22 protein-coding genes are annotated in these 26,078 nt (G+C 70.2%); 14 read left to right on the top strand and 8 right to left on the bottom strand.

All coding sequences use genetic code 11. The annotated features are described in order from the left end of the window. The first annotated feature begins 107 nt into the window (after positions 1–107). The 3 genes from ACRXBZ_RS11210 to ACRXBZ_RS11200 all read left to right on the top strand — a co-directional run bounded on the left by ACRXBZ_RS11210 (position 108) and on the right by ACRXBZ_RS11200 (position 3,240). The gene (locus tag ACRXBZ_RS11210; protein ID WP_433879063.1) at positions 108–944 is read left to right on the top strand and encodes a PspA/IM30 family protein; all 837 of its coding nucleotides are present in this window, start codon (positions 108–110) and stop codon (positions 942–944) included. 11 nt (positions 945–955) lie between these two features. After that, positions 956–1,801: a phage shock envelope stress response protein PspM gene (gene pspM, locus ACRXBZ_RS11205; RefSeq protein WP_433879062.1), complete on the top strand. Its 846-nt coding sequence runs from the start codon at positions 956–958 to the stop codon at positions 1,799–1,801. Between the two features lie 161 nt (positions 1,802–1,962). Further along, the gene (locus ACRXBZ_RS11200; RefSeq protein ID WP_433879061.1) at positions 1,963–3,240 is read left to right on the top strand and encodes a uracil-xanthine permease family protein; all 1,278 of its coding nucleotides are present in this window, start codon (positions 1,963–1,965) and stop codon (positions 3,238–3,240) included. A gap of 191 nt (positions 3,241–3,431) precedes the next feature. Here ACRXBZ_RS11200 and ACRXBZ_RS11195 read toward each other — a convergent pair whose 3' ends face one another. From ACRXBZ_RS11195 to ACRXBZ_RS11185, 3 genes are read right to left on the bottom strand one after another with little or no spacing between them, the layout of a single operon-like run. Next, complete coding sequence (locus ACRXBZ_RS11195) at positions 3,432–4,211, bottom strand: DNA-formamidopyrimidine glycosylase family protein (protein WP_433883848.1); 780 nt, start codon at positions 4,209–4,211, stop codon at positions 3,432–3,434. A 7-nt stretch (positions 4,212–4,218) separates the two neighbouring features. After that, the gene (locus ACRXBZ_RS11190) at positions 4,219–4,857 is read right to left on the bottom strand and encodes a LysE family translocator (protein ID WP_433879060.1); all 639 of its coding nucleotides are present in this window, start codon (positions 4,855–4,857) and stop codon (positions 4,219–4,221) included. Beyond that, positions 4,854–5,690, bottom strand: a complete 837-nt coding sequence (locus tag ACRXBZ_RS11185; protein WP_433879059.1) for a ParA family protein — start codon at positions 5,688–5,690, stop codon at positions 4,854–4,856. The genes ACRXBZ_RS11190 and ACRXBZ_RS11185 overlap by 4 nt, the downstream gene beginning before the upstream one ends. A gap of 202 nt (positions 5,691–5,892) precedes the next feature. Here ACRXBZ_RS11185 and ACRXBZ_RS11180 point away from each other — a divergent pair, with 202 nt between their 5' ends. Together ACRXBZ_RS11180 and ACRXBZ_RS11175 are read left to right on the top strand one after the other, a co-directional pair. Next, positions 5,893–6,624, top strand: coding sequence for a class I SAM-dependent methyltransferase (locus tag ACRXBZ_RS11180; RefSeq protein WP_433879058.1), 732 nt, complete (start codon positions 5,893–5,895; stop codon positions 6,622–6,624). Positions 6,625–6,934: 310 nt separating this feature from the next. Further along, positions 6,935–7,351, top strand: coding sequence for an SCO2097 family morphological protein (locus ACRXBZ_RS11175; RefSeq protein WP_168584827.1), 417 nt, complete (start codon positions 6,935–6,937; stop codon positions 7,349–7,351). Positions 7,352–7,559: 208 nt separating this feature from the next. Here ACRXBZ_RS11175 and ACRXBZ_RS11170 read toward each other — a convergent pair whose 3' ends face one another. Genes ACRXBZ_RS11170 through ACRXBZ_RS11160 form a run of 3 tightly spaced genes read right to left on the bottom strand, consistent with a single transcriptional unit; the run spans position 7,560 to position 12,075 of the window. Continuing rightward, on the bottom strand, positions 7,560–9,809 hold the full coding sequence (locus ACRXBZ_RS11170; RefSeq protein ID WP_433879057.1) for a transglutaminase TgpA family protein: 2,250 nt from the start codon (positions 9,807–9,809) through the stop codon (positions 7,560–7,562). After that, positions 9,806–11,059 carry a DUF58 domain-containing protein gene (locus tag ACRXBZ_RS11165; RefSeq protein WP_433883847.1) on the bottom strand — a complete coding sequence of 418 codons (1,254 nt, stop codon included), beginning with the start codon at positions 11,057–11,059 and terminating at the stop codon, positions 9,806–9,808. The genes ACRXBZ_RS11170 and ACRXBZ_RS11165 overlap by 4 nt, the downstream gene beginning before the upstream one ends. Positions 11,060–11,061: 2 nt before the next feature. Continuing rightward, complete coding sequence (locus tag ACRXBZ_RS11160; protein ID WP_433879056.1) at positions 11,062–12,075, bottom strand: AAA family ATPase; 1,014 nt, start codon at positions 12,073–12,075, stop codon at positions 11,062–11,064. 608 nt (positions 12,076–12,683) lie between these two features. Here ACRXBZ_RS11160 and mraZ point away from each other — a divergent pair. The 4 genes from mraZ to ACRXBZ_RS11140 all read left to right on the top strand — a co-directional run bounded on the left by mraZ (position 12,684) and on the right by ACRXBZ_RS11140 (position 17,087). Then, the gene (mraZ, locus tag ACRXBZ_RS11155) at positions 12,684–13,115 is read left to right on the top strand and encodes a division/cell wall cluster transcriptional repressor MraZ (RefSeq protein WP_168584823.1); all 432 of its coding nucleotides are present in this window, start codon (positions 12,684–12,686) and stop codon (positions 13,113–13,115) included. A 219-nt stretch (positions 13,116–13,334) separates the two neighbouring features. Next, positions 13,335–14,354 (top strand): 16S rRNA (cytosine(1402)-N(4))-methyltransferase RsmH, encoded by a 1,020-nt coding sequence (rsmH, locus tag ACRXBZ_RS11150; protein ID WP_433879055.1) that lies wholly within the window; start codon positions 13,335–13,337, stop codon positions 14,352–14,354. A gap of 22 nt (positions 14,355–14,376) precedes the next feature. After that, a complete protein-coding gene (gene ftsL, locus ACRXBZ_RS11145; RefSeq protein WP_433879054.1) occupies positions 14,377–15,234 on the top strand; it encodes a cell division protein FtsL in 858 nt (285 codons plus the stop codon). Beyond that, positions 15,234–17,087 carry a peptidoglycan D,D-transpeptidase FtsI family protein gene (locus ACRXBZ_RS11140; protein ID WP_433879053.1) on the top strand — a complete coding sequence of 618 codons (1,854 nt, stop codon included), beginning with the start codon at positions 15,234–15,236 and terminating at the stop codon, positions 17,085–17,087. The genes ftsL and ACRXBZ_RS11140 overlap by 1 nt, the downstream gene beginning before the upstream one ends. Before the next feature lie 256 nt (positions 17,088–17,343). Here ACRXBZ_RS11140 and ACRXBZ_RS11135 read toward each other — a convergent pair whose 3' ends face one another. Together ACRXBZ_RS11135 and ACRXBZ_RS11130 are read right to left on the bottom strand one after the other, a co-directional pair. Continuing rightward, positions 17,344–17,532, bottom strand: a complete 189-nt coding sequence (locus ACRXBZ_RS11135) for a DUF397 domain-containing protein (RefSeq protein ID WP_433879052.1) — start codon at positions 17,530–17,532, stop codon at positions 17,344–17,346. After that, the gene (locus ACRXBZ_RS11130; protein WP_433879051.1) at positions 17,489–18,370 is read right to left on the bottom strand and encodes a helix-turn-helix domain-containing protein; all 882 of its coding nucleotides are present in this window, start codon (positions 18,368–18,370) and stop codon (positions 17,489–17,491) included. Before ACRXBZ_RS11130 ends, ACRXBZ_RS11135 begins: the two co-directional genes overlap by 44 nt. Positions 18,371–19,055: 685 nt before the next feature. On the opposite strand from ACRXBZ_RS11130, the gene ACRXBZ_RS11125 reads away from it, so the two are divergent. The 5 genes from ACRXBZ_RS11125 (at position 19,056) to murD (ending at position 26,073) form a co-directional block, all read left to right on the top strand. Next, the gene (locus ACRXBZ_RS11125; protein WP_433879050.1) at positions 19,056–19,310 is read left to right on the top strand and encodes a hypothetical protein; all 255 of its coding nucleotides are present in this window, start codon (positions 19,056–19,058) and stop codon (positions 19,308–19,310) included. Between the two features lie 857 nt (positions 19,311–20,167). Beyond that, the gene (locus ACRXBZ_RS11120) at positions 20,168–21,736 is read left to right on the top strand and encodes a UDP-N-acetylmuramoyl-L-alanyl-D-glutamate--2,6-diaminopimelate ligase (RefSeq protein ID WP_433879049.1); all 1,569 of its coding nucleotides are present in this window, start codon (positions 20,168–20,170) and stop codon (positions 21,734–21,736) included. Next, positions 21,733–23,202: a UDP-N-acetylmuramoyl-tripeptide--D-alanyl-D-alanine ligase gene (locus ACRXBZ_RS11115; protein ID WP_433879048.1), complete on the top strand. Its 1,470-nt coding sequence runs from the start codon at positions 21,733–21,735 to the stop codon at positions 23,200–23,202. The genes ACRXBZ_RS11120 and ACRXBZ_RS11115 overlap by 4 nt, the downstream gene beginning before the upstream one ends. Further along, complete coding sequence (gene mraY, locus ACRXBZ_RS11110; protein ID WP_190822296.1) at positions 23,199–24,272, top strand: phospho-N-acetylmuramoyl-pentapeptide-transferase; 1,074 nt, start codon at positions 23,199–23,201, stop codon at positions 24,270–24,272. Before ACRXBZ_RS11115 ends, mraY begins: the two co-directional genes overlap by 4 nt. A gap of 367 nt (positions 24,273–24,639) precedes the next feature. Next, the gene (gene murD, locus ACRXBZ_RS11105) at positions 24,640–26,073 is read left to right on the top strand and encodes a UDP-N-acetylmuramoyl-L-alanine--D-glutamate ligase (RefSeq protein WP_433879047.1); all 1,434 of its coding nucleotides are present in this window, start codon (positions 24,640–24,642) and stop codon (positions 26,071–26,073) included. The last annotated feature ends 5 nt before the right edge of the window (positions 26,074–26,078 follow it).

Genomic DNA, 26,078 nt, shown 5'->3' with positions numbered 1-26,078 from the left:
TTGGTGGAAGCCGACACGACTACCTGACACGATGGAACCAGCGGGCACGCCCGGTGTGGATGTGTCGGCATGGGGCAGCCAAGCACAGGAGAAGGCAGGCGGAGGAGATGGCCAATCCGTTCGTGAAGGCCTGGAAGTACCTGATGGCGTCGTTCTCGTCGAAGGTCGACGAGCACGCCGATCCGAAGGTGCAGATCCAGCAGGCCATCGAGGAAGCGCAGCGGCAGCACCAGAGCCTCTCCCAGCAGGCCGCTTCCGTGATCGGTAACCAGCGGCAGCTGGAGATGAAGCTCAACCGCCAGCTCGGCGAGGTCGAGAAGCTGCAGGCCTCGGCCAAGCAGGCGCTTGTGATGGCGGACCAGGCGCGCGCCAACGGCGACGAGGCCACCGCCCAGAGGTACGAGGAGACCGCCACCCAGCTGGCCGGCCAGCTGGTCACCGCCGAGCAGGGTGTCGAGGATCTCAAGACCCTGCACGACCAGTCGCTGGGCGCCGCCGAGCAGGCGAAGCAGGCGGTGGAGCGCAATGCGCAGATCCTGCAGCAGAAGATCGCCGAGCGCACCAAGCTGCTCAGCCAGCTGGAGCAGGCGAAGATGCAGGAGCAGGTCTCCGCGTCGATGCGGCAGATGACCGAGATCGCCGCGCCCGGCAACACGCCGTCGCTGGAAGAGGTCCGGGACAAGATCGAGCGCCGCTACACCACCGCGCTGGGCGAGGCGGAACTCGCGCAGAACAGCGTCCAGGGCCGGATGCTCGAGGTGCAGCAGGCGTCCATCGACGCCGCCGGTGCCAACCGGCTCGCGCAGCTGCGCGCCTCGATGGGCGGCGGGCAGCAGCAGGTGACCGGCGGTCAGCAGCAGCAGATCGCGGGCGGTCCGGCCACTTCCGCTGAGCCGGCGACCAACCCACAGCAGCAGCAGAACCCGCAAGCCGGCCAAGCCTGAGCGAGCGAGGGGTGAAGTCCCGCAAGCAGGAGCTGGCGCAGTTGGGCGAGGCCGCGCTTGAACAGTTGCGCGGTCCACTCCTCTCCGAGGTGCGGCGCAAGTTCGCCACCTGGCGCGATCCGCGGGCTCGGCTGCTCCGGCAGCGCAAGCGAGCCAAGCGGACCGCCGCGGGCAGCGCGGTCTCGACAGGGGTGTTCGGCGCTGGGGCGTTCGTCTCGGCGTCCACCCCGACGTTCTGGGGCATGTGGGGCGAACTGGGGTGGTTGTTCCAGGATGTGGCGACCGTCGGCCTCGGCGGGGTCGCCGTCGCTAGCGGCGTGGGCGCGGTCAGCGCGGGACTGAAGTACCGGCGACTTATGAAGACGCCGCTGCCCGAGCCGCTGCCGGAGCCCGCGGCGCTGCCCCAGCAGGGGTCGGCGGCGCGGGAACCGATGCAGCGGCTGCGCGATGCGGAGCAGAGCCTGCACCGCGCGTTGGCGCAGCTGACGTCGGAGGGCGCGGGCAGCGCCGCAGCCGACGCGCGGGGCACCGCGGCCAGCGCGGCAGCGGAGCTGCGGCGGGTCGGGGAGCGGCTGGTCGCCGTGGAGGCGGCGATCCCGCACGCGCCAGCGGCGCAGAAGTCCGCGTTGCGGGCTGATGTGCAGCGGCTGCGCGAGGAGCTGGGCGAAGGCCTCGACGGGTACGGCGCGCTGGTCGCCGCCGCGGGCCGGGCGGTCGCCGCCAGCGGTGCGTCGGAGCAGAAGTACCTGATGCAGGACGCGACCGATCGGTTGGCCGGGCTCGCGGCCGGGTTGCGGGAGATGTTCGGGGCCGGCGGGCCGGGATCCGATCCGGAGCACCGGTCCGATCCGGCCTGAGGCGACACGCCGCGCCGCGCCGATATCACTGCTGGTAGTCGACGTATCGTCGACCTACCGGTGAGTTGGCTTGATCGTGTGATGCGAAATAGTAATCTTCCTCCAGTCATCACATGCCGTGGCGGGGCCTCGCCCGACCGGGCGGCTCGGGGGAGGACGATGTGGCGTTGTGGACCGTGCACGGCAACGGTCGACGCCTGGTGCGCGATGCCGTCGTGGCATCCGGGGAACGGCTGAGCTGGCCGCTGACCATCGGCTTCGGTCTGCAGCACCTCCTGGCGATGTTCGGCACCACGACGCTCGTGCCGCTGCTCACCGGCTTCCCCCTGACGACCACGCTGCTGCTGTCCGGTGTTGGCACGCTGCTGTTCCTGCTGCTCACCCGCAACCGGGTGCCCAGCTACCTGGGCGCGTCGGTGGCCTTCGTGGTGCCGCTGGGCGCGGCCGCGGACCAGGCCAGCGCGAGTCCGGCCGCGCTGCTCGGCGGGATCATGTCGGTCGGCCTGGTGGTGATGGCCGTCGGCGTCGCGGTCAAGGCGCTGGGTGTGCGACTGCTGGAGTCGGCGATGCCGCCGGTGGTCACCGGGGCGATCGTGCTGATGATCGGCTTGAGCCTCGCGCCGCAGTCGGTGTCCTCCTTCGGGCAGCAGCCGGTGCCCGCGGCGTTGACGCTGGGCACGGTCGTGTTGCTCACAGTCATCAGCCGGGGCATGGCCGGGCGGGCAGCGGTGCTGATCGGCGTGCTGGTCGGGTGGATCTACGCCGCGTTGGCCGGAGACCTGGTCCAGGAGCGGCTCGACGAACTGGCCGCCGCGCCCTGGGTCGGGTTTCCCCAGCTGATCGCCCCGCAGGTGCACATCTCGGTGATGCCGTTCGTGCTTCCGCTGGTGGTCGTGCTGGTCGCGGAGCATGTCGGGCATCTCAAGGCGGTCGCCGCGATGAGCGGCCGGAACCTCGACCCGTACGTCGGGGACGCGTTGATCGGCGGCGGGTTGGCCACCACGTTGGCCGGTTCGGCGGGTGGTTCCGCGCCTAGCAGCAACGCGGCGAACATCGGGGTCATGGCTGCGACGAGGGTGTATTCGACGGCGGCGTGCATGGTGGCCGCGCTGTCCGCGATCGTGCTGTCCTTCTCGCCGAAGCTCGGCGCCTTGATCAACACGGTCCCGCTCGGGGTGCTCGGCGGCGCGACGCTGGTGCTGTTCGGGCTGATCGCGCTGGTCGGGGCGCGGATCTGGCTGGACGCCAAGGTGGACTTGGCGGATCCGGTGAACCTGGTGGTGCTGGGCACCGCGGTGATCGCCGGGGTAGGCGACCTGACCTTGCGGTTGGGCGAACTCCGGGTCACGGGCATGGTGTGGGGCTCGGTCGGCATCGTGCTCGTCTACCCGATCCTGCGGAGCCTCGCCGACGCCCGCAGCGCCGCCGCCGAGCACTGACGCCAGCCCGCAAGCCGGGGTTGGCGCAATTTCGCGAGAAATTGACCGTCACCCGGGTGAACGTCAATTTCTCGCGAAATTGCACCCCGCCTCACGGCACGGCGCGGGGTGATCACGGAACGTGGTGGGTCGCTTCATCAGGGGTCGGTGCGATTTCTCGCGAAATTGTCCGCACCTGCGGGCTGGGCGGATCAGGGTTGGCAGTTGGGGCAGTGGTATGCGACTCGGGCTTCGACGCCGTCGCCCTGGGTGCCGCGGCGGACCGGGCCTCCGCAGCGCAGGCAGGTGCGGCGGTCGTAGACCCAATGCTGGGTGCCGCGTCGCAGGCTGTTGGTGGTGGACTGTTCCGGATGCCAGGCGTTGCGCAGCAGCAGTTCCCGGCACAGCCGCACCGTTCGGGCCGCGTCGACCTCCGCGACCGGCGTCCACGGCGACCGGCCGAGCAGGAAGCACACTTCCGTCTTGTAGAGGTTGCCGACCCCGGCCATGACGGTCTGGTCCAGCAACGCGAGGCCGAGTTCCCGTTCCGGGTCGGCGGTCAGCCGTCGGACCGCCTCGGCCGCGTGCTCGTCGCCCCACTCCGGGGCGAGCAGGTCCGGCCCCAGGCGGCCGACCAGCCGCGATTCCGCCGCGGTCGGCAGCCAGCGCAGGTCGTGCAGGTTGAACCCGACCGCGACCCGTTCGGCCGTGCTCAGCACCGTCCTGACCTGGTGCGCCGGTCGCCGCCACCGGGTGCCGGGGGAGTAGATATGCCAGGCGCCGTCCATGCGCAGGTGGTTGTGCAGGGTGTGGCCGTCGTCGAAGCGGATCAGCAGATGTTTGCCGACGGGCCGTACCTCGCGCACCCCGCGTCCCGCGAGGTCCAAGGTGGACAGTCGCGGATGCCGCAGCTCGCCGCGGGTCAGGACCTGCCCGGCCAGCGCCTCGTGCAACCGGTGGCAGGTGAGGAAGACCGTGTCGCCTTCGGGCAGGGCCGACTCACCGCCCCTCGACCGCCAGCTTCAGCCCCAGGCCGATCAGCACCGTCGCGGTGAGCCGGTCCAGCCAGGCGCGCACCCGCTGCTTCTCGAACAGCGCGCGGGCCCGGCTGGCGACCCACACCAGCGCGGTGCCCCACAGCAGGCCGATGGAGACGTGCGTGGAGACCAGCAGCGGACCCCAGACGAACGCCGCCGGCCCGGCGGGCAGGAACTGCGGCAGCAAGCTGATGTAGAACACGCCCACCTTGGGATTGAGCAGGTTCGTTGTGATCCCGGCCCGCAGCGCCATCCAACCGGTCAGCCGGACCGATTCGGCAGGGACGTCTTCGGGCTGCTGAAACTTGTTGCGCGGCAAGGACTTCCAGATCGCCGAGCCGCCCAGCCACAGCAGGTAGGCCGCGCCCGCCACCCGCACGATGTCGTAGGTGATCTGGGAGGCGGTGAGCAGCGCGGTCAGCCCCGCGACGCTCGCGGTGCCCCAGATCACGCAGCCGAGGTTGATGCCGAGGAACGTCGCGACCCCGGCGCGGCGCCCGCCGAGCAGCGAATGCCGCAGGATCAGCATCGTGTCCAGCCCCGGCGTCATGATGCCGATCAGCGCCACGACGAGGAACGCGGAGTACGCCGCCGTGCTCATTCGGTGTCCTCCGGGAATTCGTCGTCGTCCGGCTCGAAGCGGCGCTGCCGACCGGCCCGCAGGGTGCGGGCGAGCACCAGGTTGAACGCCAGTGCGACCTCCCGCGCGCCCGGCGTGCCCCACTGGTGGATCGGCATGCACGCGCCTTGTGCTTGCTGCACGGCCAACCGATCGGGCAGCGCGACCGGCAGCACCAGCGGACCGAAGATGTCCCGCAGCTCGTCGATGCGGAACTGGTGCTCGTGGGAGCGCGGCCGGACCCGGTTGACGATGACGCCGAGGGGCTGCAGATCGGGGTTGTTCGACTGGCGCTCGGCCTGCACGGCCTCGAACGCCCGCTGCACGCCGGAGACCGCGAAGATCGTCGGCTCGGTGACCAGCAGCGCGCGGTCGGCGGCGACCAGCGCGGAGCGGGTCAGCCGCCCCAGGGACGGTGGGCAGTCCAGCAACACCAGCTGGTACGGCAGCTCGCCCTCGGCGATCAGACCGTCCAGTTCGGACAGTGCGTCGGTGAGGTGGGACAGGTGATCGCCGTCGGAGTGCTGGCCGTTGAGGCTCTCGGCGTCCTCGGAGCCCACCAGGACGTCGACCTCTTCGCCCCATGAGCTGCCGGCCACCGCCGCCCGCAGGACCTCCGGGCGCGGATCAGCCAGGACGTCGCTGAGGCCCTTGGTGGTCTTGTCCGGCTCCAGGCATGCGGTCGCGTTGCACTGCGGATCGAGGTCGACGACCAGCGTCCTAACCCCTCGGCGCATGGCGGCCGAGGCAAGCCCGAGCACCACGGTCGTCTTGCCCACGCCACCCTTGAGACTCAGCACTGCCACCGTCTGCACGGTCGTAGCCTACGGAACCGGCGGCCGCCCCAGAACTGCTGCCTGAAACTTGATCCGCTTGGCGGCGCGGGTGGCGGCCCCTTGCCGGAGCCGCTGTCGCCGTCTCGCTCTGCTCGAAGGCGGAACCCCGGAGCGGCCACCGGCCTCCGGGGTTCCGCACGCCGGTGAAACCCGCCCGCGACCCCGCATTACGCTGCTCACCATGAGATCCGACGCCGTCCACCAGGTGCTGGAAACCGAACTCGACGACGCTCGGCGTCGCCGCGGCGGGCGCCCGCCGCGGGTACTCGACGTCGGTGGCGGCAGCGGCGTGTGGGCTGTGCCGCTGGCATCGGCGGGATGCTCGGTGACGGTGGTCGATCCGAGCCCGAACGCGCTGGCGATGCTCCAGCGCCGGGCCGTCGACGCCGGGGTTGCCGACCAGATCATCCCATTGCAGGGCGATACCGACGCACTGGCGGCGTTCAGCCCGGAAGGCGGCGCCGATCTCGTGCTCGCGCACGGCCTCCTGGAGGTCGTCGACGACGTCGAGACCGCGGTTGCGGCGCTGGCGGCGGCCACCGCACCGGGCGGCGCCGTGTCGGTGCTGGTCGCCAACCGGTACGCGGCGGTCCTCGGATGGGCGCTTGCCGGGCGGGTCGCCGAGGCGCTGCAACTGATCCAGGACGCGGACGGCCGGCTCGACGCGGCCTCGGACACTTTGCAGCGGCGGTTCGACACCGACGGCCTGCAGCAGCTCCTGGCAGGAGCCGGGCTCTCGGTGGAGTTGGTGCAGGGGCAGGCGGTGCTCAGCGACCTGGTGCCTGGATCGGTGCTGGACAACAACCCCAGGGCAGCCGACGCGATGGCCGAACTGGAGCGAATGGCAGCGCTGCGCTCCCCGCTGCGCGACATCGCAACCCGACTGCACGCAATCGCCCGCAGGCCCGCCTGACGACTGCTTCCAAGCCGGCTGCGCCGCTTCGAAGACGAGGAGCGAAAAACGTCGAGGTGGGCCTTCGGCGACGCCCTTTCCGCTGGGTGGATGCCTGCGGCGGGGCGGAACGCTGATCGGTCACTGCCCCGAGGGGATGATGTCGGCAACCTCGCACAGTTCCGGTGCTGGGACCGGGTAGTCGTCCCGTCTCGGGAACCGTATCCTCGTGGGTGACGCCCCCAAGCGTTCGCCGGTCCCCCAGCCTGCGTGGGCAACCAGCCCACCCGGTCTCCGGCGCCACTGAGAAACCTGTGCCGGAGGAGGAGTCATGCCACTCTCCGAGCACGAGCAGCGACAGCTCGAACAAATCGAGCGCGCGCTCTATGCCGAGGACCCCAAGTTCGCCTCCACCGTGCGCGGAGGACGGCTGCATCGCCCATCCAGACGTCGGCGGCTGCAGGGCATAGCCGTCTTCGTCCTGGGGTTGGCCCTGCTGGTAATCGGCGCGGTGATCCCGGCCCTCAGGCCGGCCGACATCCCCGTGTTGAGCGTGGTCGGCTTCCTCGTGATGTTCGGCGGAGCAGTGATCGTCCTGTCCGCGTTGCGCGGTGGCGGGGACGACATCGAATCGGGGCTGGCACACGGCGGTGGTGACCGGCCGAAGAGGGGCGCGAACCGCAGTGCTGGACGCAGTTCCTTCGCCCAGCGAATGGAGGAGCGCTTCCGCAAGCGCTTCGATCAATAACGGCTGAGACCTGATGATCGCCGTCGGCTGCCAATGGGCAGACCGGCGGCGATCATCGCTGTGCGCTGGCTTCTCTCCCCAGGCTAGTTTCGGGTGGCGGTGCGGGTAGCGGAACGTCGGACGCCGCCTTCGGTGCTCAAAAAGGCAGCTCAAAACCGCCTCCAGAGCAGCCTGCAAGCGACTAAAAGCATCGCGGAATGCCTTGGCATCACCGGTTGGCGTGGCGGAACTGCAGCACCGAGCGCGGGAACAGGCGCGAGCGCCAGTCCAGTGGCGCTGCGCGGCCCAGGCTGTCCAGCACACCGTGCAGCGTCTCCGGGAGCGTCGCCGCCGGCTCCTGCCCCGCTGGCGCGTACCACTCCCGCTCCACCGCCACCACGAGCGCCCGCATCGCCTTGGCACCGGATTCGTCGAGGCCATGATCGTCGATGAAGCCTGTCGCGACGCGTCGCGCGGTGTCGGTGGCCGCCGGTCGGGTCCCCCGGTCCTGGAACTCGTCCAGCACCTCTCGCCACGCGATCCCCGCAGCACCTTCGGCGCCTTCGGCGACCGCGCGCAGTCGCCGCCGCCTGCGCACCTCGCGCACCAGCGCGGGCGTCACCAGCAGCGCCAAGCCGAACATGAGGACGCCGATCGTGATCGGCCACGGGTTCGTGCCCGCCGTTTCGCGCGGCGTGCGCGCCGCGCCGACATCGGCGCCGTCCGGGTGCGCCGACCCGGGCTGCGAACCGGCGGTGGGCGGCGTGCTCGGCACCGGCTGACCCGGCGCCTGTGCTTGCGGCTGCGACGGGTTCAGCTCGCTGTTGAGGAACTCCGGCAGCGCCGTGCGGCCGTCACTGCGCGGCGTCGGGTCGAAGGTCTGCCAGCCCCAGCCCGGGAAGTACGCCTCGACCCAGGCGTGCGCGTCCTCGGTGGTGACCACCCGCTCGTCGCCGTCGCGGTAGCCGGGGGTGAAGCCGATCGCCACCCGGGACGGGATGCCCACGGCGCGCAGCAGGACCGCCATTGACGAGGCGTACTGCTCGCAGAACCCGCGCTTGCCGCGGAACAGGAAGTCCGACAGGGCGTCGTTGCCGGTCGCCGGGGCGGTCTTCAGGTCGTAGCGGAAACCGTTTGACGGATCGATGAAGTACCGGTTGAGCGCGACGGCCTTGTCGAAAGCGGTGGGCGCGTTCGCGGTCAACCGCCTGGCCAGGTCGGCCACCTGGGGCGGGATTCCCGCGGTGTCCAGGTAGGACGGGGCGATCGGCATCGGGCCCTGGGCTTCGCGCAGCTGGTCCGGGGTGGGCCGCTGGACGAGGAACTGCTCGACGTAGGGGCGGCTTTCCTGGCTGGTCTGGGTGAACACGATCCCGGCGGCCGGGTCGTAACGCCAGTTGGTGCCCATCCCGGAGACGAACAGCGGGATGCCGAACACCGGCAGCCACGGGTCCCGGTAGCCGATTGGCTGGATCTCGACCCGCTCGCTGTCGCCGAGCATGATGCCGGTGCCCTCCGGCAGCGCGAGCTTGGCGTTGGCGTCGACGCCCTGGGTGAGGCCCTCCAGCTCCCAGCCGCGTTCCGGGTCGAACTTCCGCAGCGTCATCGCCCGCAGGTAGGTGCCCTCCCGCAGGCCGCGAACCCGGAAAAGCTCGACGACGCGGTCGCGGTTGAGCTGGCCGCGCAGCGACGTGAACGGTTGTAGCCCGATCCCGTCGGTGCCGCCGAACTCCGCTGGCACGGCCCCCGGCAGCCGGCCCTCGGTGCCGACCCCGGTGAACACCACGCCGGTGAGCAGCGCGATCACCCCGGCGGTGCAGGCGATCGCGCCCGTGGTGCGGCCGAACAGAGTCTGCGCGACCTGGCTGCGGTCTTCGTGCCGGCGCCACCTGCGATGCTGCCCGCCCGAGGCCAGCAGCATGGCGTAGCCCAGCGCACCGGCGACGAAGGACCACCACGGCAGCATGTCGTCGGCCAGCGACGCGGGGATGGCGAAGACGCACAGCAGCAGCAGCCCGGCCACCGCCGGGCTGCGGTAGATCACCACGATGAGGTCGACGACCAGCGCGACCAGGCCCAGGCCGAGGCACACCATGGCCTGCAAGGCCGGTTCGGCGGGCACCGGCGGAACTCCGGTGCGCACCAGTTCGGAGGCGTCGCCGAGCAGCTTGCCGAGATCCGCGATCGCCGCCGGGCCCGGCAGCAACCCGAGGATCGCGCGCTCGGCGAACTGCGCGGCCAGGACCAGCAGCAGGCCGACCAGCTGGATGATCACGGTGGCCGCGACCGGCCTGCGGAACCGCCGGCCCAACGTCCCGACCGCGGCGACGGCCACCACGGTGACCATCGCCGGGAAGACCCACCGGCCGTCGGCCAGCACGCCCGCGAACGCCGTCGACGCGCACAGCACGGACAGCGCACCGGCCGCGGTCGCCACCAACGACGTGTCGATGGCGGCGGTCGTCCGGTTCGCGGTCACGTCACGACCTCCGATTCGGGTGCCGTGGTCTCCCGGCAGAGCCGCTGCCAGACCTCGGCGATCGAGGCCCGGGGGCCGCCCACGATGACCACGGTCCAGCCGGCCGCGCGCAGCCGCCGGGCGGTCTGCCGCGGGTCGAAACCGCCGCCGTTGTCCCCGTTCCAGGCCCCGACGTCGAGCAGCAGCGCGAGGCTCCGAGTCTCTTGTGGACGGAGCTTGGTCAGCTCGGTGACCGCCGCGGTGGTCGTTTCGCCGAGGACCGCGATGAGCTCGTGGCCGCCGCCCGGATCGCGGGTGGCCACCAGGTCGCGCTGCGGCGAGCTGCGCACCGCGGCCAGCGAGTCGAGCACCGCATCATCGTCGTGCCCGCCGTCGGACGGCCCGGCGCCGCCCGCCAGCACGTGCCCGTCCTCGGTGACCAGCCGGACCTGCTGGCCGCTGCGGTGCAGGTGCAGGCAGATGCTGGCGACCGCGGAGATCGCCCACTCGACGCTGCTGCCCGCGCCGCTGCCCCGGTGCGCGGCCGACCGCCGGTCCAGCAGCACCGTGACGCCGCCGTGCCAGGGGCGTTCCTCGACGCGCACCATCAGCTCGTCGCGGCGCGCGGTGGACTTCCAGTGCACGCGCCGGATGTCGTCGCCATGCCGGTACTGCCGCACCATCGCGTCGTCCTCGCCGTGCCCGGAACGCAGGCGCGTAGTGCCGTCCTCGCCGGTGCCCAGCCCGGAACCGGCGGGCAGTCCGGTGAGCGGGAAGACCTTCGGCACGGCCACCAGGCGGCTGCGGTCGGCGAGCTCCCGCTCGAACTCGGAAAGCCCGAACGGATCGCCGATCCGGGTGCGCAGCGGCCCGATGTGGTGGATGCCGCGCAGCGTCGGCGTCACCGCGTACTCCAGGAGCGTGCCGCCGTGCCGGGGCACCGCGTCCAGCCGGAACCGCGGCCGCCCGCCGAGCGCATGCGGGGTGTTGTCCTCCAGCACCAAACCGTCGACCGGGAGCCGTCCGCTGCCGGTGACGTGCAGCTGGACGGTGGCCTCGGAGCCGACCGGGATCCGCGGCGGCACCACTTGCCGGCGGGCGGCGATGCCGAACCGGATGCGGCTGGACAGCAGCAGCGCCAGCAGCGGCAGCGCGAGCACGAACGCCGACACGCGCAGCAGATCCCGTTCGTCCAGCACGAGAGCGCAGATGCCGGCGGCCGCGCCCGCTGCCAACAGGCAGCGCCCGCGGATGGTCAGCCCGGAGAGCACGACTACCTGCGTTCGCTGTCGCTGTCGCCGCGCGGCACCGGGATCCGGTTGAGCAGCTGCCATACCAGGTCCGATGCCGAGCGGCGCGCGGCGCGCGCCTCGCTGGTCAGCACCAGCCGGTGGGCCAGCACCGGGACGGCGATGGCCTGGACGTCGTCCGGGACGACGAATTCGCGTCCGGCCAGCGCGGCCTGCGCCCGGGCGGCGCGGACCAATTGCAGGGTCGACCGGGGCGAAGCACCCAGCCGCAGCTCGGGCAGCTGGCGCGTCGCGGTGACGAGGCCGATCACGTAGCGCCGGATTTCGGTGGACAGGTGCACCCGGCGCACGGCCCGCAACAGGGCCTGCACCTCGCCGCCGTCGGCGACGGGGCGCAGGTCGCGCAGCGGATCGTGCCCGGCGTGCTCGTCCACCATCGCCAGCTCCGCCTTGGCGTCCGGGTAGCCGATGGACACGCGGGTGGTGAAGCGGTCCCGCTGCGCCTCGGGCAGCGCGTAGGTGCCCTCCATCTCGATGGGGTTCTGGGTGGCGATAACCATGAACGGGGCGCTGAGCGGGTAGGTCTCGCCGTCGACGGTGACCTGGTTCTCCTCCATGCACTCCAGCAGCGCCGACTGTGTCTTCGGCGAGGCCCGGTTGATCTCGTCGCCGACGACGATGTTGGCGAACACCGGGCCGGGCCGGAATTCGAAGGACTCGGTCTGCCGGTTGTAGATGGACACGCCGGTGATATCGCTGGGCAGCAGGTCCGGGGTGAACTGGATTCGGCTGACCGTGCAGTCGATGGACCGGGCCAGCGCCTTGGCCAGCGAGGTCTTGCCGACGCCCGGCACGTCCTCGACCAGCAGGTGGCCCTCGGCGAGCATGGTGACCAGCGCGACCCGCACCACCTCGGGCTTGCCGACCAGCACCTGCTCGATGTTGGCGGCGATGCGCTGGATGGTGCTGTGCAGTTGGTCGATGCTCGGCGTCGCGGCGTCGGCCGCGGCATCGGACAGCTGGGTTTTCGGCGTCACGCCACCTCCTGAGCGTTGCGGCGCGCGATCACCCGGTGCGGCGGCGTCGGCTCGCCGGAGCGGTCGCGCATGCAAACCTCCAAAGTCTGCGGCCGGTGGGCGGCTCTGGTGGTCCGCGCCGGCGTCCTCCGGCGAAGCGGCAGCGATCGCCTGATCGAGTCCGGCGTGCACGTGCAGTGTGCCAAACCGGGCGATGCCCGGTGGGACACCCGCATCGAACCTCGGCCGAACGCGGCGGACGGCCTCCCCACTTCGCCCCACCGCGACGGGCCGCCGGGCGCCGGGACGGGCGGGTCACGAGCATAACCGCGCACCCCGACGGGTTGATCAAGGCTGGGCCAGCCGTTCCCCCACCTCGCCGCCACGCTGTGCTACCAGCGCAAACGGTGCCAATACTGCCGGGGGAACCGTGGCAACTCGTGTTGACGGTGGAGTGAAGTGGGGTACTGTGGGGGAAGGTGGGGCAGACGGGGTCCTACCACTTCCAATGGCCACAGATGATCGCGTCCAGCGGAAGTACCGGCCCGGTCGTCGTTCAGGGAGTGGGCGCCGTCGGGGCGGGTCCGGGGCCGTCACGCAGGCGGCCTGGGCGGGGGAGGTGGACCGGGATGTTTCTCGGTACCCACCACCCGAAGCTCGACGACAAGGGGCGTCTGACGCTGCCGGCGAAGTTCCGGGAGGCATTGGCGGGGGGGTTGATGGTCACCAAGGGACAGGACCACTGCCTCTACGTCTTCCCGCGCGACGAGTTCGAGCAGATGGCGCGCAAGGTCGCCGAGGCACCGTTCACCAACGAGGCGGTCCGCGCCTACCAGCGGTACCTGTTCGCCGGCACCGACGAGCAGCAGCCCGACGGGCAGGGCCGGATCTCGATCGCGGCGGAGCTGCGGCGCTACGCGGGGCTGGCCAAGGAGTGCGTGGTCATCGGCGCGATCAACCGCCTGGAGATCTGGCACGCGGAGAGGTGGCAGAGCTACCTCGACGAACACGAGGAGAGCTATGCGAAGGCGCAGGAGGAGGTGCTGCCCGGCGTGTTCTGAGCGTTCCGCCGACCGGCGGGACGGGAGTTGACGGCAAGTGATCCGGGTTTCGTGAGGCCTCGGTCCGCTCGGCTATCGCATGCCTGGTGCATCTTCCCCGGCACCAGGACGCGACGGGCGGGCGGGGACCTGACGGGATCCGGACTACGAGGGGGCTTACCGATGATCGCCACGCGTGGTTCCGCGCGTGGCGATCGAGGTATTCGATCGCGATGTTCAATGAGAACGGGCACGCGGGAGGGAGGGACCGCCGTGGCCGAACAGCGGCATGATCGGGGCGGATCCGCCCGCGACAAGCATGTGCCAGTACTGCTCGACCGCACGCTGGAGCTGCTCGCGCCGGCGCTGTCCCGCGAGGGCGCGGTGGTCGTCGACGCCACGCTCGGCATGGGCGGGCACTCGGAGGCGATGCTCGCCGCGCACTCAGGCCTGACCCTGGTCGGCCTGGACCGGGACCCAGACGCCCTGCGGCTGGCCGGTGAGCGCCTGGCGCCGTACGCCTCCCGGATCCATCTGGTGCACGCGGTGTACGACCAGTGGGCGGAGGTGCTCGACGACCTAGGTATGTCCGAAGTGGACGGCGCGCTGTTCGACCTCGGGGTGTCCTCGCTGCAGCTGGACGAGACCGGCCGCGGCTTCGCCTACGCGCACGACGCGCCGCTGGACATGCGGATGGACCCGGGGGCGCCGCGCACCGCCGCGGACGTGCTCAACACCTACAGCGCGGACGAGCTGGCGCGGGTGTTGCGCACCTATGGCGAGGAGAAGTTCGCGGGCAAGATCGCCGCCGCGGTCGTCCGGGAACGCCAGAAGGAGCCCTTCGCCAACAGCGCCAGGCTGGTCCAGCTGCTCTACGACACGGTGCCGGCGGCGAGCCGGCGCACCGGCGGACACCCGGCCAAGCGCACGTTCCAGGCGCTGCGCATCGAGGTCAACGCAGAGCTCGACGTGCTGGACCGCGCGCTTCCGGCGGCACTGGATTCGCTGGCCGCCGGCGGCCGGATCGTCGTGATGTCCTACCACTCGCTGGAGGACCGGATGGTCAAGCGGGCCTTCACCGAGCGGGCGAAGTCGCGGACCCCGGTCGACCTGCCGGTGGAACTGCCGGGACACGGACCGGAATTCCGATTGCTCACCAGGGGCGCCGAGCTCGCCGGTGAGCAGGAGATCGAGGCCAACCCCCGGGCCGCGTCGGTGCGGCTGCGGGCTGCGGAGCGGATCGGTCGGGGGAACGCATGAGCTGCAAGGCGAGGGAGGCGAGATGACTGCACCTACACGCGTCGGCAAAGCCGCTTCGCGGACGGGTCAGGCCACCCAGAAGTCTGCGCAGAAGAGCAGCCAGAAGCCTGCGCAGAAAACCGGGCAGAAGTCTGCCCAGAAGTCCGGGCAGAAGACCGAGAAGCCGCGGACGCGGTCGGCTGCGGCTGAGCGCGCGTACGCGCGCCGCGAGGAGCGGCGGGAGCGGTCGGCGCGGGAGCCCGCCGCCAGGCGGCCGCGCCAGGTGCGGCAAGGCGTGGAGGAACGGCGTCCGGCGGCGAAGCCGAAGCCGAAGGCGAAGCAGCTGCACGAGCGGGTTTCGCTCCAGCGGTTGCCGCTGGTGGTCGTCGTGATGTCGGTGCTGGCCACCGGCTTGGCGGCGACGTTGTGGCTGTCCATCGCGGCGGTCAGCGGCAGCTACCAGCTGCAGCAGGGCGAGGAAAGCCTCAACGCGCTGGGCGAGAGCAAGGAGCGGTTGCTGCGCGAGGTCAGCTCGATGAGCTCGACGCCGGAAATCCAGCGTCGCGCCGAGGAAGCCGGCTTGCGGCCGGCACCGTCTCCGGCGCGCCTCGTCCAGCAGCCGGACGGCTCGGTGATCGTCGTCGGCGAGCCCAGGAAGGTCACCGCTGCGCAGCCTTCGGCGGACCAACCGGCCGCCCCGCCCGCGCAGGATCAGCAACCCCCGGCGGGGCAGCCTCCGGCGGAGAACCAGGCCCCGCAGCAGCCGCCGGCGGGCCAGCAGCCGGACGCGGCCGCATTGGCGGGCCAGCAGCCGGACGCGGCCGCATTGGCGGGCCAGCAGCCGGACGCGGCCGCATTGGCGGGCCAGCAGCCGGACGCGGCCGCATTGGCGGGCCGCTGATGGCCCGTGGGGCGACCAGCGGCATCAGGAGGCGCACCGCGCGGACCAATGTGGCCGGTAGCAACCGGCGGCTGCTCGTCGGCCGGTTGCTGCTGGTGATCGCGCTCGTGCTGACCGCGGGCAAGCTGATCCAGGTGCAGGGGTTCGAGGCCAGTGCGCTGTCCGAGAAGGCGCAGCGGCAGCGGGCGGCCAGCCAGGTCATCCAGGCCGAGCGCGGGTCCTTCGTGGACCGCAGCGGGAACGTGCTGGCGTTCAGCGGTGAAGCGCGGCAGCTCTTCGCCAACCCGAGGCTACTGACCAAGACCTTCGACGACGAGCACGCCAAGGATGCCTCGAAACCCACGGCGGAGCAGTACAAGAAGGAGGTCGCCCGCTACATCCCGCAGGTCACTCAGGGGAAGATCTCCGAGCAGGAAGTGCTCAACGCGCTCTTCAAAGACGTTCAGTTCATCTACTTCGGCCCGCCGATCGATCCGAGCCAGGCGCGGCTGATCACCGAGAAATACCCGCACATCGGGGCCGATTACCGGGGGACCCGCGAGTACCCGGCCGGCGACCTGGGCTCGAACATCATCGGTGCGGCGAACTGGCGGCCGGACGAGCAGAAGCTGAAGGGTCAGATGGGCCTGGAGGCCTCGTTGGATCCGCTGCTGGCCGGCACCGACGGGGCGAAGGTCGCCGACACCGCGATGGGGTCGAACCTCGTAATCCCCGGCACCGAGCGGGAGTTGAAAGCGGCGATCCCGGGCTCCGACGTGGAGTTGACGATCGACTCGGACCTGCAGTTCACGCTGCAGCGCGAACTCGCCGACTACGCCCGCCAGGCCAGGGCCCGGAGCGCGAGCGCGGTGGTGCTGGACGCCAAGACCGGCGAGATCTACGCGCTGGCCAACGACAAGACCTTCGATCCACGCGCGGGTTCGTGGGGGGAGAACCCCGGCGCCAACCCGGCAGTGACCACGCCCTACGAGCCGGGCTCGGTGAACAAGGTGATCACCGCGGCCGGGGCGATCGAGAACGGCATCGTCAAACCGGACACCGTGCTGCAGGTCCCGGGCTCCATCAAGGTCGCCGACCGGACCGTCGGGGACGCCTGGGACCACGGCCCGGTCCCGATGACCTTCACCGGCGTGCTGGGCAAGTCCTCCAACGTCGGCACCCTGATGGTCGCGCAACAGCTCGGCGAGCAGCGGTTCTACGACCTGGCCCGGAAGTTCGGGTTGGGCCAGCGGACCGGCAGCGGGCTGCCGGGGGAGAGTGCGGGCAGCCTGCCGCCACGCGAGTCCTGGTCCGGGTCGACGTTCGCGAATCTGCCGATCGGCCAAGGCCTTTCGATGACGGTGCTGCAGATGGCGGGCATGTACCAGGCGATCGCCAACGACGGGGTGCGGGTTCCACCGCGCATCATCGCCGCGGAGGTCCGGCCGGACGGCACGCGCGTGGAGCGCCCGCGCCCGGAGGGGGTGCAGGTGGTCAGCCCGGAGACGGCGCACACCGTGAAGGACATGCTGCGCGCGGTCGTGCAGAAGGCTCCGCAGCCCAACCGCGGCACCGGTCCGGATGCGGCGCTGCCGGGCTACCAGATCTCCGGCAAGACGGGAACGGCGCAGCAGATCGACCCGGACTGCCGCTGCTACAGCCAGTCGAAGTACTGGATCACCTTCGCCGGGATAGTGCCCGCGGACAACCCGCGCTTCGTGGTGGGGCTGATGCTGGACCAGCCCGCGTACGGCAGCCCCGAAGGGTCTTCGGCGGCGCCGCTGTTCCACAACATCGGCGCGTTCCTCACCCAGCGCTACCAGATCCCGCTGTCCAAGGAGCAGGCCCCGTTCCAACTCCTCCAGGCCGGCTGACGGGCGGCTGGCGGGCGGTCATCCGGCCTTGTTGACCGCAATTTCAATGGAAATTGGACCTTCGATTTCCATTGAAATTGCGGAACCATGAGCGGCGGATGGCGGGTGGTCAGCGACATGCGGCCGTGAGCGGGTCGTTCTTCCTGTTTGCTGACTGCGAAGAACCTTCAGGAAACTGCCATGCATCCGGATGGCTCGGCCCACTGACGCCTGGGAGGCAACGATGCCCCGGTACCACGTACCGGGGCATCGTCATTCAGCGGTCAAAACGACCGTTCTTCACGGCGCGAACGAACGCAGGGACATCGACCTTAAGCGTGGGACCGTTCGGGTCTTTCGAGTCCCGGATTCGGTCAAGAGTCGAGGTTAATTCGACACAGTCTCCGTTAGGGTTGCTGTGGCTACTTTTGCGCCAGCGTTGTTTGATCACTTGCACTCCAATCATCTGCAATAACTTGTGCGATAAATCGTTTCGAATCGGCAGGGCTCAGGGCGTGTCGACTGATCATCCTAATGGCCGTCCGGTACGCCTCAATGTCATCGGAGTTGGTGACGAATGCGCCAGAGCTATAATGTTCAAAGTGCACGAACGGCGGCGCATCCGCGAACTCGTAAAGAACAAATGGGCCAGCGGAGCCGGGGTGCCAACCGACACCAAGAGGAATGACTCGAATCGTAATGTTAGGCTGATCGGCCATTGTAAGTAGGTGGCGGAGTTGCTCGGTCATTACCTCGGGTGAAGCCATAGGCTCCCGCAACGCTGCTTCGCTAATCAGCGCTTCCAGTCTTACGGGGTCTCTACCGGTGAGCACTTCGCGCCGGGCGATCCGAACTGTGACCCGGCGTTCGATCTCGTGCTTGGGCAATTCATTGGCTACCGCTAGAGCACGGACGAAATCGGTAATCTGGAGCAGTCCAGGCAGGGTCATGGGTGACCATACAACTATCGACTTTGCCTCGCGCTCGCTTTCCATCGCGCCTGCCAGTTGTTCGGGCAGGCCGGGTATGCCGACGGCGAGCCAGTTGGGCTCACTCGCCCTCCGAGCAAGCGCGAGAATCCTCTCGCACTCATCCGGTGTAGCTCCTAGAGCGCCCAAAATTCGGGCCGTAAGCTCTACGCTGGGAACTTTTTTGCAATTTTCGATCTTGGACAGGTTTGATTGGTCGAAGGACAACTTGCGGCCAAGTTCGCGAATACTCATGTTTCGTTCCTGGCGAGCTTGACGCAAAGCAGCGGCTAGCGCTCTGGCGCGCGGTCCGTTGGCTGTAGGCACGCGATCCATCCTTACGTGTGATCGGATGTTGATCGCCCGATTAGGGCAATTGCGAGGTTGTGGTTACCTCACCCACTCTCAAGCCAACGCAGGTCAACCGTTGCAAACCTAGCGTACTTGTTGGGTCAACACTCTTTGGAGGATTCATGCCGGGTGAGGGCATCTTGCCAGTGCCGGAATGCCGGAATGTGGAGGGGCTTCCCGCCACGGACGTAGTGCGAGCACTCCGTTACCCGCGTCATCCGGCTATCGCCGAAGCTTTTCCGGTCACGAGGGAATCCGGTATGCCCGCGCCCACAGCCCCGGCGTATTCGCATCCGACCAGGCGAAATGTCGCCTGCGGCAACGGTTTTCAGTGTCCGGAGAGTGTCTCGACGTGGATCAGGGACGGGCGAGTCATGCTGGCGGCTCCATCGGCCGAGGTGACTCTTATGACGTCGGAAGCCGCCCGCAGGTTGGCCGACAACTTGCGTGATCACGCGGAAGCGATCGACGCCGAACGGACCGCTCTCGCGTCCATCCGGAGCTGAGACCTGCCCGGTCCGCCCCGTGGCTTCCCGGCGGGACGGGCCGGGCACATGAGGCGGGCGGCGCCGTGTCGAGACCGAGCGGTGCCCCCGAAGCGCCGCACGCCCCCTCGGGCTCCGCGCGCTGCCCGCCACCCCACCTCGCCTCACACACCGAGAGGTTGATCATGGCAACACCGCACCCGAGCACGACACCGAACCAGCAGCGCTACTTCTGGCTGCCGGTACCAGACGAGTCCAGCGACTACGGCCTGGCACGCCACGCCTTTGCCGGTACACGCCTGGACGCGGGCGCAGCCGGTGAATCGTTCTGCGGCATCACCTTCGCCTTGGCCCAACCGTCCGAAATGGACTGGATTCACGCCAAAACCTGCCAGGACTGCAACACGTTGCTGAAGCAGATGAAGGGATGTCCGACATGAAAGCGCCTCTGCGCTGGCCCGACGGCACCCCCGTCGCCCCAGGACCGGACGGCAGCCTCACGGCCGAGGACCACGTCTGGGTGTTCAACGCATCCACCCTCTGGACCCACATTGACCTACACCTCAGAGACCGAATCATCCAACGCCTTCACGAGCTGTAAGACCCGGCTCGATATCGCCGAACAATGCTTTCCACGGGGGTTCCGGGTTCCGGGTTCCGCCCAGTGTGATCGGAGCCGGTTCGGCTCGGCGAGACTTGATCCGGCACTTGCGGTCTGGCGATTTCGCGCGAAATCGCCGTTTCCCCCTCGGGCGGGGCGTCGATTTCGCGCGAAATCGCCGTTTCCCCCTCGGGCGGGGTGTCGATTTCGCGCGAAATCGCCGGGCCTGCCGCACCGGCGCTACATGGCGGGAAGAAATCTGGCCTCGTTATCGGGCTCTTCGAACTTGGTCGGGGTTGAGTGATCATCGGTGACGTTGTGTCACGGGTGGGTGATCACGGTGCGTGTGCCCTCGTCGCGCGTGCAGCTGGCTCGGGCCGGCTGCGATGCCCGGTTTCCCGATTCCGCCGTTGGGCCACTGCTGGATCGCGCGCTTCGCCTGCGCTGGATCTGAGCCGAACTCCAGCGACATGGTTTTCCTCGTTTTCCTCCTCCTGAATCGAGTTAGGGAAGTTCTACGTGATCGCCGCGCAGCCGCGACGCGGATGAAAACGAGTCGCGCTGAACGGCTTAGGCGTTGCCCGACCGGACAGGTGGCCGACCATCGGGATGCTTCCTCAGGTGGTACCGGTAGCCTGTCGCGACGTGCCTTCCGCGGTTGCGACAGCTCCACCTCGCCCGGCCCACGTCGAGCCGGTGAAGATCGAGAAGCTCGCCGATGTCATCGGCGCGCATGTGCTTCGCGCCCCAGGTCACAGCGCTGCCGCAGCGCCGGTGACCGGGGTGACCCTGCGTGCTCAACACGTGCGCCCCGGCGACCTGTTCGCCGCCCTGCCGGGCATCCGCGTGCACGGCGCCGACTTCGCGCAGCACGCGTTGGATTCCGGCGCCGTCGCCGTGCTCACCGACCAGGCCGGGATCGACCGGGCCGCGCTCATCGAGCACCCCGCCGTCCGCGAGGGCCGGGTGTCGCTGCTCGTGCACGACGATCCGCGGGGCGTGCTCGGCGCGGCCTCGGCGTTGATCTACGGCGACCCGTCGAGCCGGTTGAAGGTGCTCGGCGTGACCGGCACCTCCGGGAAGACCACCACCACCTACCTGCTGGAGTCCGCGCTGCAGGCCGCCGGGTTCGGCACCGGGCTCGTCGGCACCGTCGAGACCCGCATCGCCGGCGACCGGCTGGACAGCGCGTTCACCACGCCGGAGGCGCCGGACCTGCAGGCGCTGCTGGCCGTGATGGTCGAGCACCGGGTGACCTACGTGCCGATGGAGGTCTCCAGCCACGCGCTGGCGATGGGCCGGGTCTCCGGCACCAAGTTCGCCGTCGGCGCGTTCACCAACCTGTCCCAGGACCACCTGGACTTCCACCGCGACCTGGAGGACTACTTCCAGGCCAAGGCACTGCTGTTCGACGGCCGCGCCGAGCACGAGGTCGTCTGCATCGATACCGAGTGGGGCGGGCGGCTGGTCAAGCCGCACACCATCACGGTGTCCACCGCGGGCGACGCGACCTGGTCCGCCACCGATGTGCGGGCGTACCCCACCGGGGAGCAGACCTTCACCGCGCACGGGCCCGACGACCTGGAGATGCACGTCCGGCTGCGGCTGCCCGGGCCGTTCAACGTCGCAAACGCACTGCTCGCGATCGGGGTCCTGCACGCCGCTGGGGTGCCCACCTGGGCGATCGAGCGCGGGCTCGCGGAGGTCGACGTGCCGGGCCGCATGGAGCGTGTCGCGCTCGGGCAGGAATTCACCGCCGTGGTGGACTACTCGCACAAGCCCGGAGCGGTGGCCGCGGTGCTCGACGCGGCCCGCGCGCAGGTCGACGGCAAGGTGATCGTCGTTCTCGGTTGCGGAGGCGACCGGGACGTCGCGAAGCGGCCGTTGATGGGCGAGGCGGCCGCCCGCCGGGCCGAGCTGCTGATCGTCACCGACGACAATCCGCGCAGCGAGGACCCGGTCGGCATCCGGGCGGCCATGCTGGCCGGCGCGCAGGAGGTGCCGGCCGACCAGCGCGGCGAGGTGATCGAGATCGGCGACCGCCGTGCGGCCATCGCCGCCGCGGTCGAACGGGCCGAGCCGGGCGACATCGTCGTCGTCGCGGGCAAGGGCCACGAGACGGGGCAGGAGGTGGCGGGTGTGGTGCACCCCTTCTCCGACCGGGAGGAACTCGCCGCCGCGCTGCGTCTATGTTTGGGCCAAAGGTCCAGGGAGCCAGAGGAAACCGATGTTCGTCGGGGGCAGGGCGACGAGGAGGCAAGTTGATCCGGCTCAGCCTCGCCGACATCGCGGAAGCGGTGGGTGGCAGGCTTCATCGTGCGGAAAGCTCGGAGATCGTAAGCGCGGGTGTCGAGTTCGACTCGCGCAAGATCGAACCCGGCGGGCTGTTCGTGGCCGTGCCCGGGGAACGGGTCGACGGGCATGACTTCGCGGCGCAGGCCGTCGCGAATGGTGCGGTGGGCGTTCTCGCCGCGCGGGAGGTCGACGCCCCGGCAGTGATCGTGCCGCCGGTGAGCGGCGACGGGGCGGGCGCGCTGGCGCTGGCCGGCGACGTGGACGGCTCCGGCGCTGCGGTGCTGGCCGGGCTGGCGAAGCTGGCCCGCCACGTGGTCGACCGGCTGCCGCAGCTCACCGTGGTAGGCGTGACCGGCTCGTCGGGCAAGACGTCCACGAAGGACCTGATCGCGCAGCTGCTGAAACCGATGGGGCCGACGGTCGCGCCGCCCGGCTCGTTCAACAACGAGCTCGGCCACCCGTGGACCGTGCTGCGCGCCGACGAGGGCACCCGGCACCTGGTGCTGGAGCTGTCCGCGCGCGGCGTCGGGCACATCGCGAACCTGTGCGAGGTGGCTCCGCCGCGCATCGGCGCGGTGCTCAACGTCGGCCACGCGCACCTCGGCGAGTTCGGCTCGCAGGAGGCGGTGGCGCAGGCCAAGGGCGAACTGGTCGAGGCGCTGCCCGCCGACGGCGTGGCGGTGCTCAACGCCGACGACCCGCTGGTCGCGGCGATGGCCGACCGGACGAAGGCCCGCGTGGTCTTCGTCGGGGAAAGCCCCGGCGCGCAGGTGCGCGCGGCGGACATCGAGGTCGACGAGCTGGCGCGACCGACGTTCACGCTGGTCACCGCGCAGGGCGAGGCCCGGGTGACGCTGCCGCTTTTCGGCGAGCACCACGTGGGCAACGCGCTGACCGCGGCCGCCATCGCGCTGGAGCTCGGCGCGACCGTCGAGCAGGTGGCCGAGCGGCTCGGCTCGGTGCGCCGGGTGTCCGCGCGGCGCATGGAGGTCAGCGAGACACCGGGCGGCGTCACGGTCGTCGACGACGCCTACAACGCCAACCCGGAATCGGTCCGGGCGGCGCTGAAGACGCTGGCCGCGATGACCCGCGGGCGCCCGGGCCGGGCGTGGGCGGTGCTGGGGCCGATGGCCGAACTCGGCGAGTTGGATGTAGAAGCGCACGACGAGATCGGGCGGCTGGCCGTCCGCCTGAACATCGACCGGCTGGTGGTGGTCGGCGAACAGGCCCGGGCGATGCACCAGGCGGCATCGCTGGAAGGGTCGTGGGGAGAGGAGTCGGTTCTGGTGCCGGACATCGATGCGGCCGTCGCGCTGCTGCGCGCCGAGCTGCGTCCCGGTGACGTGGTGCTCGCCAAGGCGTCGAACTCCGCCGGGCTGTGGCGGGTCGCCGAAGCCCTGCTGGCCGAGGGAGATTCAGGGGGGCGCAAGCCGTGAAACCAATCCTGGTGGCGGCCGCCGTGTCGCTCGTTGTTTCGATCCTCTTCACCCCGTACCTGATCCGGGTGTTCTCCAGGCAGGGCTTCGGCCAGGAGATCCGGGAAGAGGTGCAGAGCCAGCACGCCGCCAAGCGCGGCACCCCGACCATGGGTGGCGTGGCGATCCTGGTGGCCATGTGGGTCGGCTACCTGGTGAGCCACCTGATGGGCGGCGACCCGATGACCGCGTCCGGATTGCTGGTGCTCGGCCTGACCACGGCCCTGGGCATCGTCGGGTTCCTGGACGACTTCATCAAGATCCGCAAGCAGCGCAACCTCGGGTTGAACAAGACGGCGAAGCTGGTCGGCCAGCTGATCGCCTCGGTGCTGTTCGCGATCCTGGCGATCCAGTTCGCCAACAAGCACGGCGTCACACCCGCGTCGGTGGAACTGTCGTTCCTGCGCGACATCTCGGTGATCTCCTTCGGCGTGATCGGGTTTGTGATCTTCGCCTACGTGGCGATCAGCGGCTGGTCGAACGCGGTCAACTTCACCGACGGCATGGACGGCCTGGCGGGCGGCACCGCGGCGATGGTGCTGGCGACCTACGTGCTGATCTCGTTCTGGCAGCTGCGCAACGACTGCTTCGGGGAGGCCGGCCCGACGGCGGGCTGCTACACGGTGCGGGACCCGCTGGACATCGCGGTGGTCGCCGCGGCGGCGATGGCGGCCTGTGTCGGCTTCCTGTGGTGGAACGCGGCGCCCGCGAAGATCTTCATGGGCGACACCGGTTCGCTGGCGCTGGGCGGCCTGCTGGCCGGGCTTTCGATGGTCACCCGCACCGAGCTGCTGATGATCGTCATCGGCGGTGTGTTCGTGGTCGAGGCGCTGTCGGTGGTGCTGCAGATCGTGGTGTTCCGCTCCACCAGGCGGCGGCTGTTCCGGATGGCGCCGTTCCACCACCACTTCGAGCTCGCCGGGTGGGCGGAAACCACGGTGATCATCCGGTTCTGGGTGCTGGCCGGGATCAGCTGCATGTTCGGCGTGGGCCTGTTCTACGCGGACTGGCTGGCGCTGGCCAATCCCTGAGAGCCTGTCGGCGAATGCCGTCCGCGCCTTTGGAAGCGGCGTAGCCGCTTGCATTCACCTTGCCAAGACGACCATCGGCGGGTTCTGAGAGGTTTTCTGGTGAGGACGGCCCCTCCGCCGTGTATTGGACATACATCAGGAGGGGCACCCGCAGTCCAGGGAACCTCTCTCAGGTTCCGCTAAGCGACCACCCACCCAGACCATTCACCAACAGGCTCTGAGAGGCTGTCTCCGTCGGTGGGCTAAGCGGCTGGCGCCGCTTCAAAGGCGAAGACCAAGACCAGATTCGACGCCGGTGCCGTTGCAGGCGTTTCCGATCCGCGCGGCGGTGACGCGCGGCGGACGAGGAGACTAGGGAGACGACTCGGTGGCAGGGCGGTTCGAGGGGCGGAACGTGCTGGTGGCCGGTGCCGGGGTGTCCGGCCGCTCGGCCGCCGAGGCGCTGCTTGCGGTGGGTGCGGCGGTCACCGTCACCGACGCCGCCGCCGACCGGCTGGCCGCGCTGGCGTCGCTGCAGGCGCAGGGCGCGGAGCTGGTCACCGGGCTCAGCGAGCCGCCGGCGGGCACCGACCTGATCGTCACCAGCCCCGGCTGGCGGCCGGATTCGCCGCTGCTGGCGGCGTCGGTCGCGGCCGGGGTCGAGGTGATCGGGGAGGTCGAGCTCGCCTGGCGGCTGGACCAGGAGAAGGCGACGCCCGCCACGGTGGCGATGGGCCGGCGAACAGCGCCGGCTACCTGGCTGACGGTCACCGGCACCAACGGCAAGACGACCACGGTCAGCATGCTGGAGTCGATCCTGCGCGCCGCCGGGGTCGACGTGGTGGCCTGCGGCAACGTCGGGCTTCCGGTGGTCGACGCGGTCCGCGCCGGGCACGAGGTGCTCGCCGTGGAGCTGTCCAGCTTCCAGCTCCACTGGTCGGACTCCGTGGCGGCGTTCGCCGCCGTCGTCCTGAACCTCGCCGCGGACCACCTGGACTGGCACGGCTCCCTCGCCGCCTACGGCGACGCCAAGGCGAAGGTCTACTCCGGCAACTCCGTCGCCGTCGCCAACGCCGACGACGCGTGGTCGACCCGGCTGTCCGCCGCTGCCGCGGCGGACGCCAGGAGGGTCTCCTTCACGCTGGGCGCTCCGCGGGAGGGCCAGCTCGGCGTCGAGGACGCCTCGCTGGTGGATCGCGCCTTCGGCGACGGCGTGGTGCTCGCATCGCTCGCGGACGTGCATCCGGCGGGCCCGCACAACGTGGCGAACGCGCTGGCCGCGGCGGCGTTGGCGCGGGCCCACGGCGTCGCGCCGGCGGCGGTGGCCGAGGGGCTGCGCGCGTTCGAGCCGGGGGCGCACCGGTCGGTGCCGGTGGCCGAGGCCGCCGGTGTGTCCTATGTGGATGATTCGAAGGCGACGAACCCGCACGCGGCGGACGCGGCGTTGCGCGCGCACCCGAGAGTGGTGTGGATCGCGGGCGGCCTGCTCAAGGGCGCCGAGGTCGACGACCTGGTCGCGGCCAACGCCGATCGGCTGGCGGCAGTGGTGCTGATCGGGCGCGATCGGGACCGGTTCGCGGCCGCTCTGGCCCGACACGCCCCGGATGTGCCGGTCCGCGAGGTCGCGGCAGGAGACGATGCGGGCATGCTGGAAGCTGTTCGCGTGGCCAACGGGTTCGCGCGGCCCGGTTCGGTGGTGCTGCTCGCCCCGGCCGCCGCGTCGATGGACATGTTCACCGATTACGCCCACCGGGGCCGGGCCTTCGCCGACGCGGTGCGCGCGGTGCTGGCGGACGCTACGGCTGCCACGCACGGCGGGTGATCCGC

Origin of the sequence: Saccharopolyspora hattusasensis, assembly GCF_050972075.1 — a bacterium.
Taxonomy (GTDB): domain Bacteria; phylum Actinomycetota; class Actinomycetes; order Mycobacteriales; family Pseudonocardiaceae; genus Saccharopolyspora; species Saccharopolyspora hattusasensis.
This window is presented reverse-complemented; position numbering and strand designations above follow the sequence as displayed.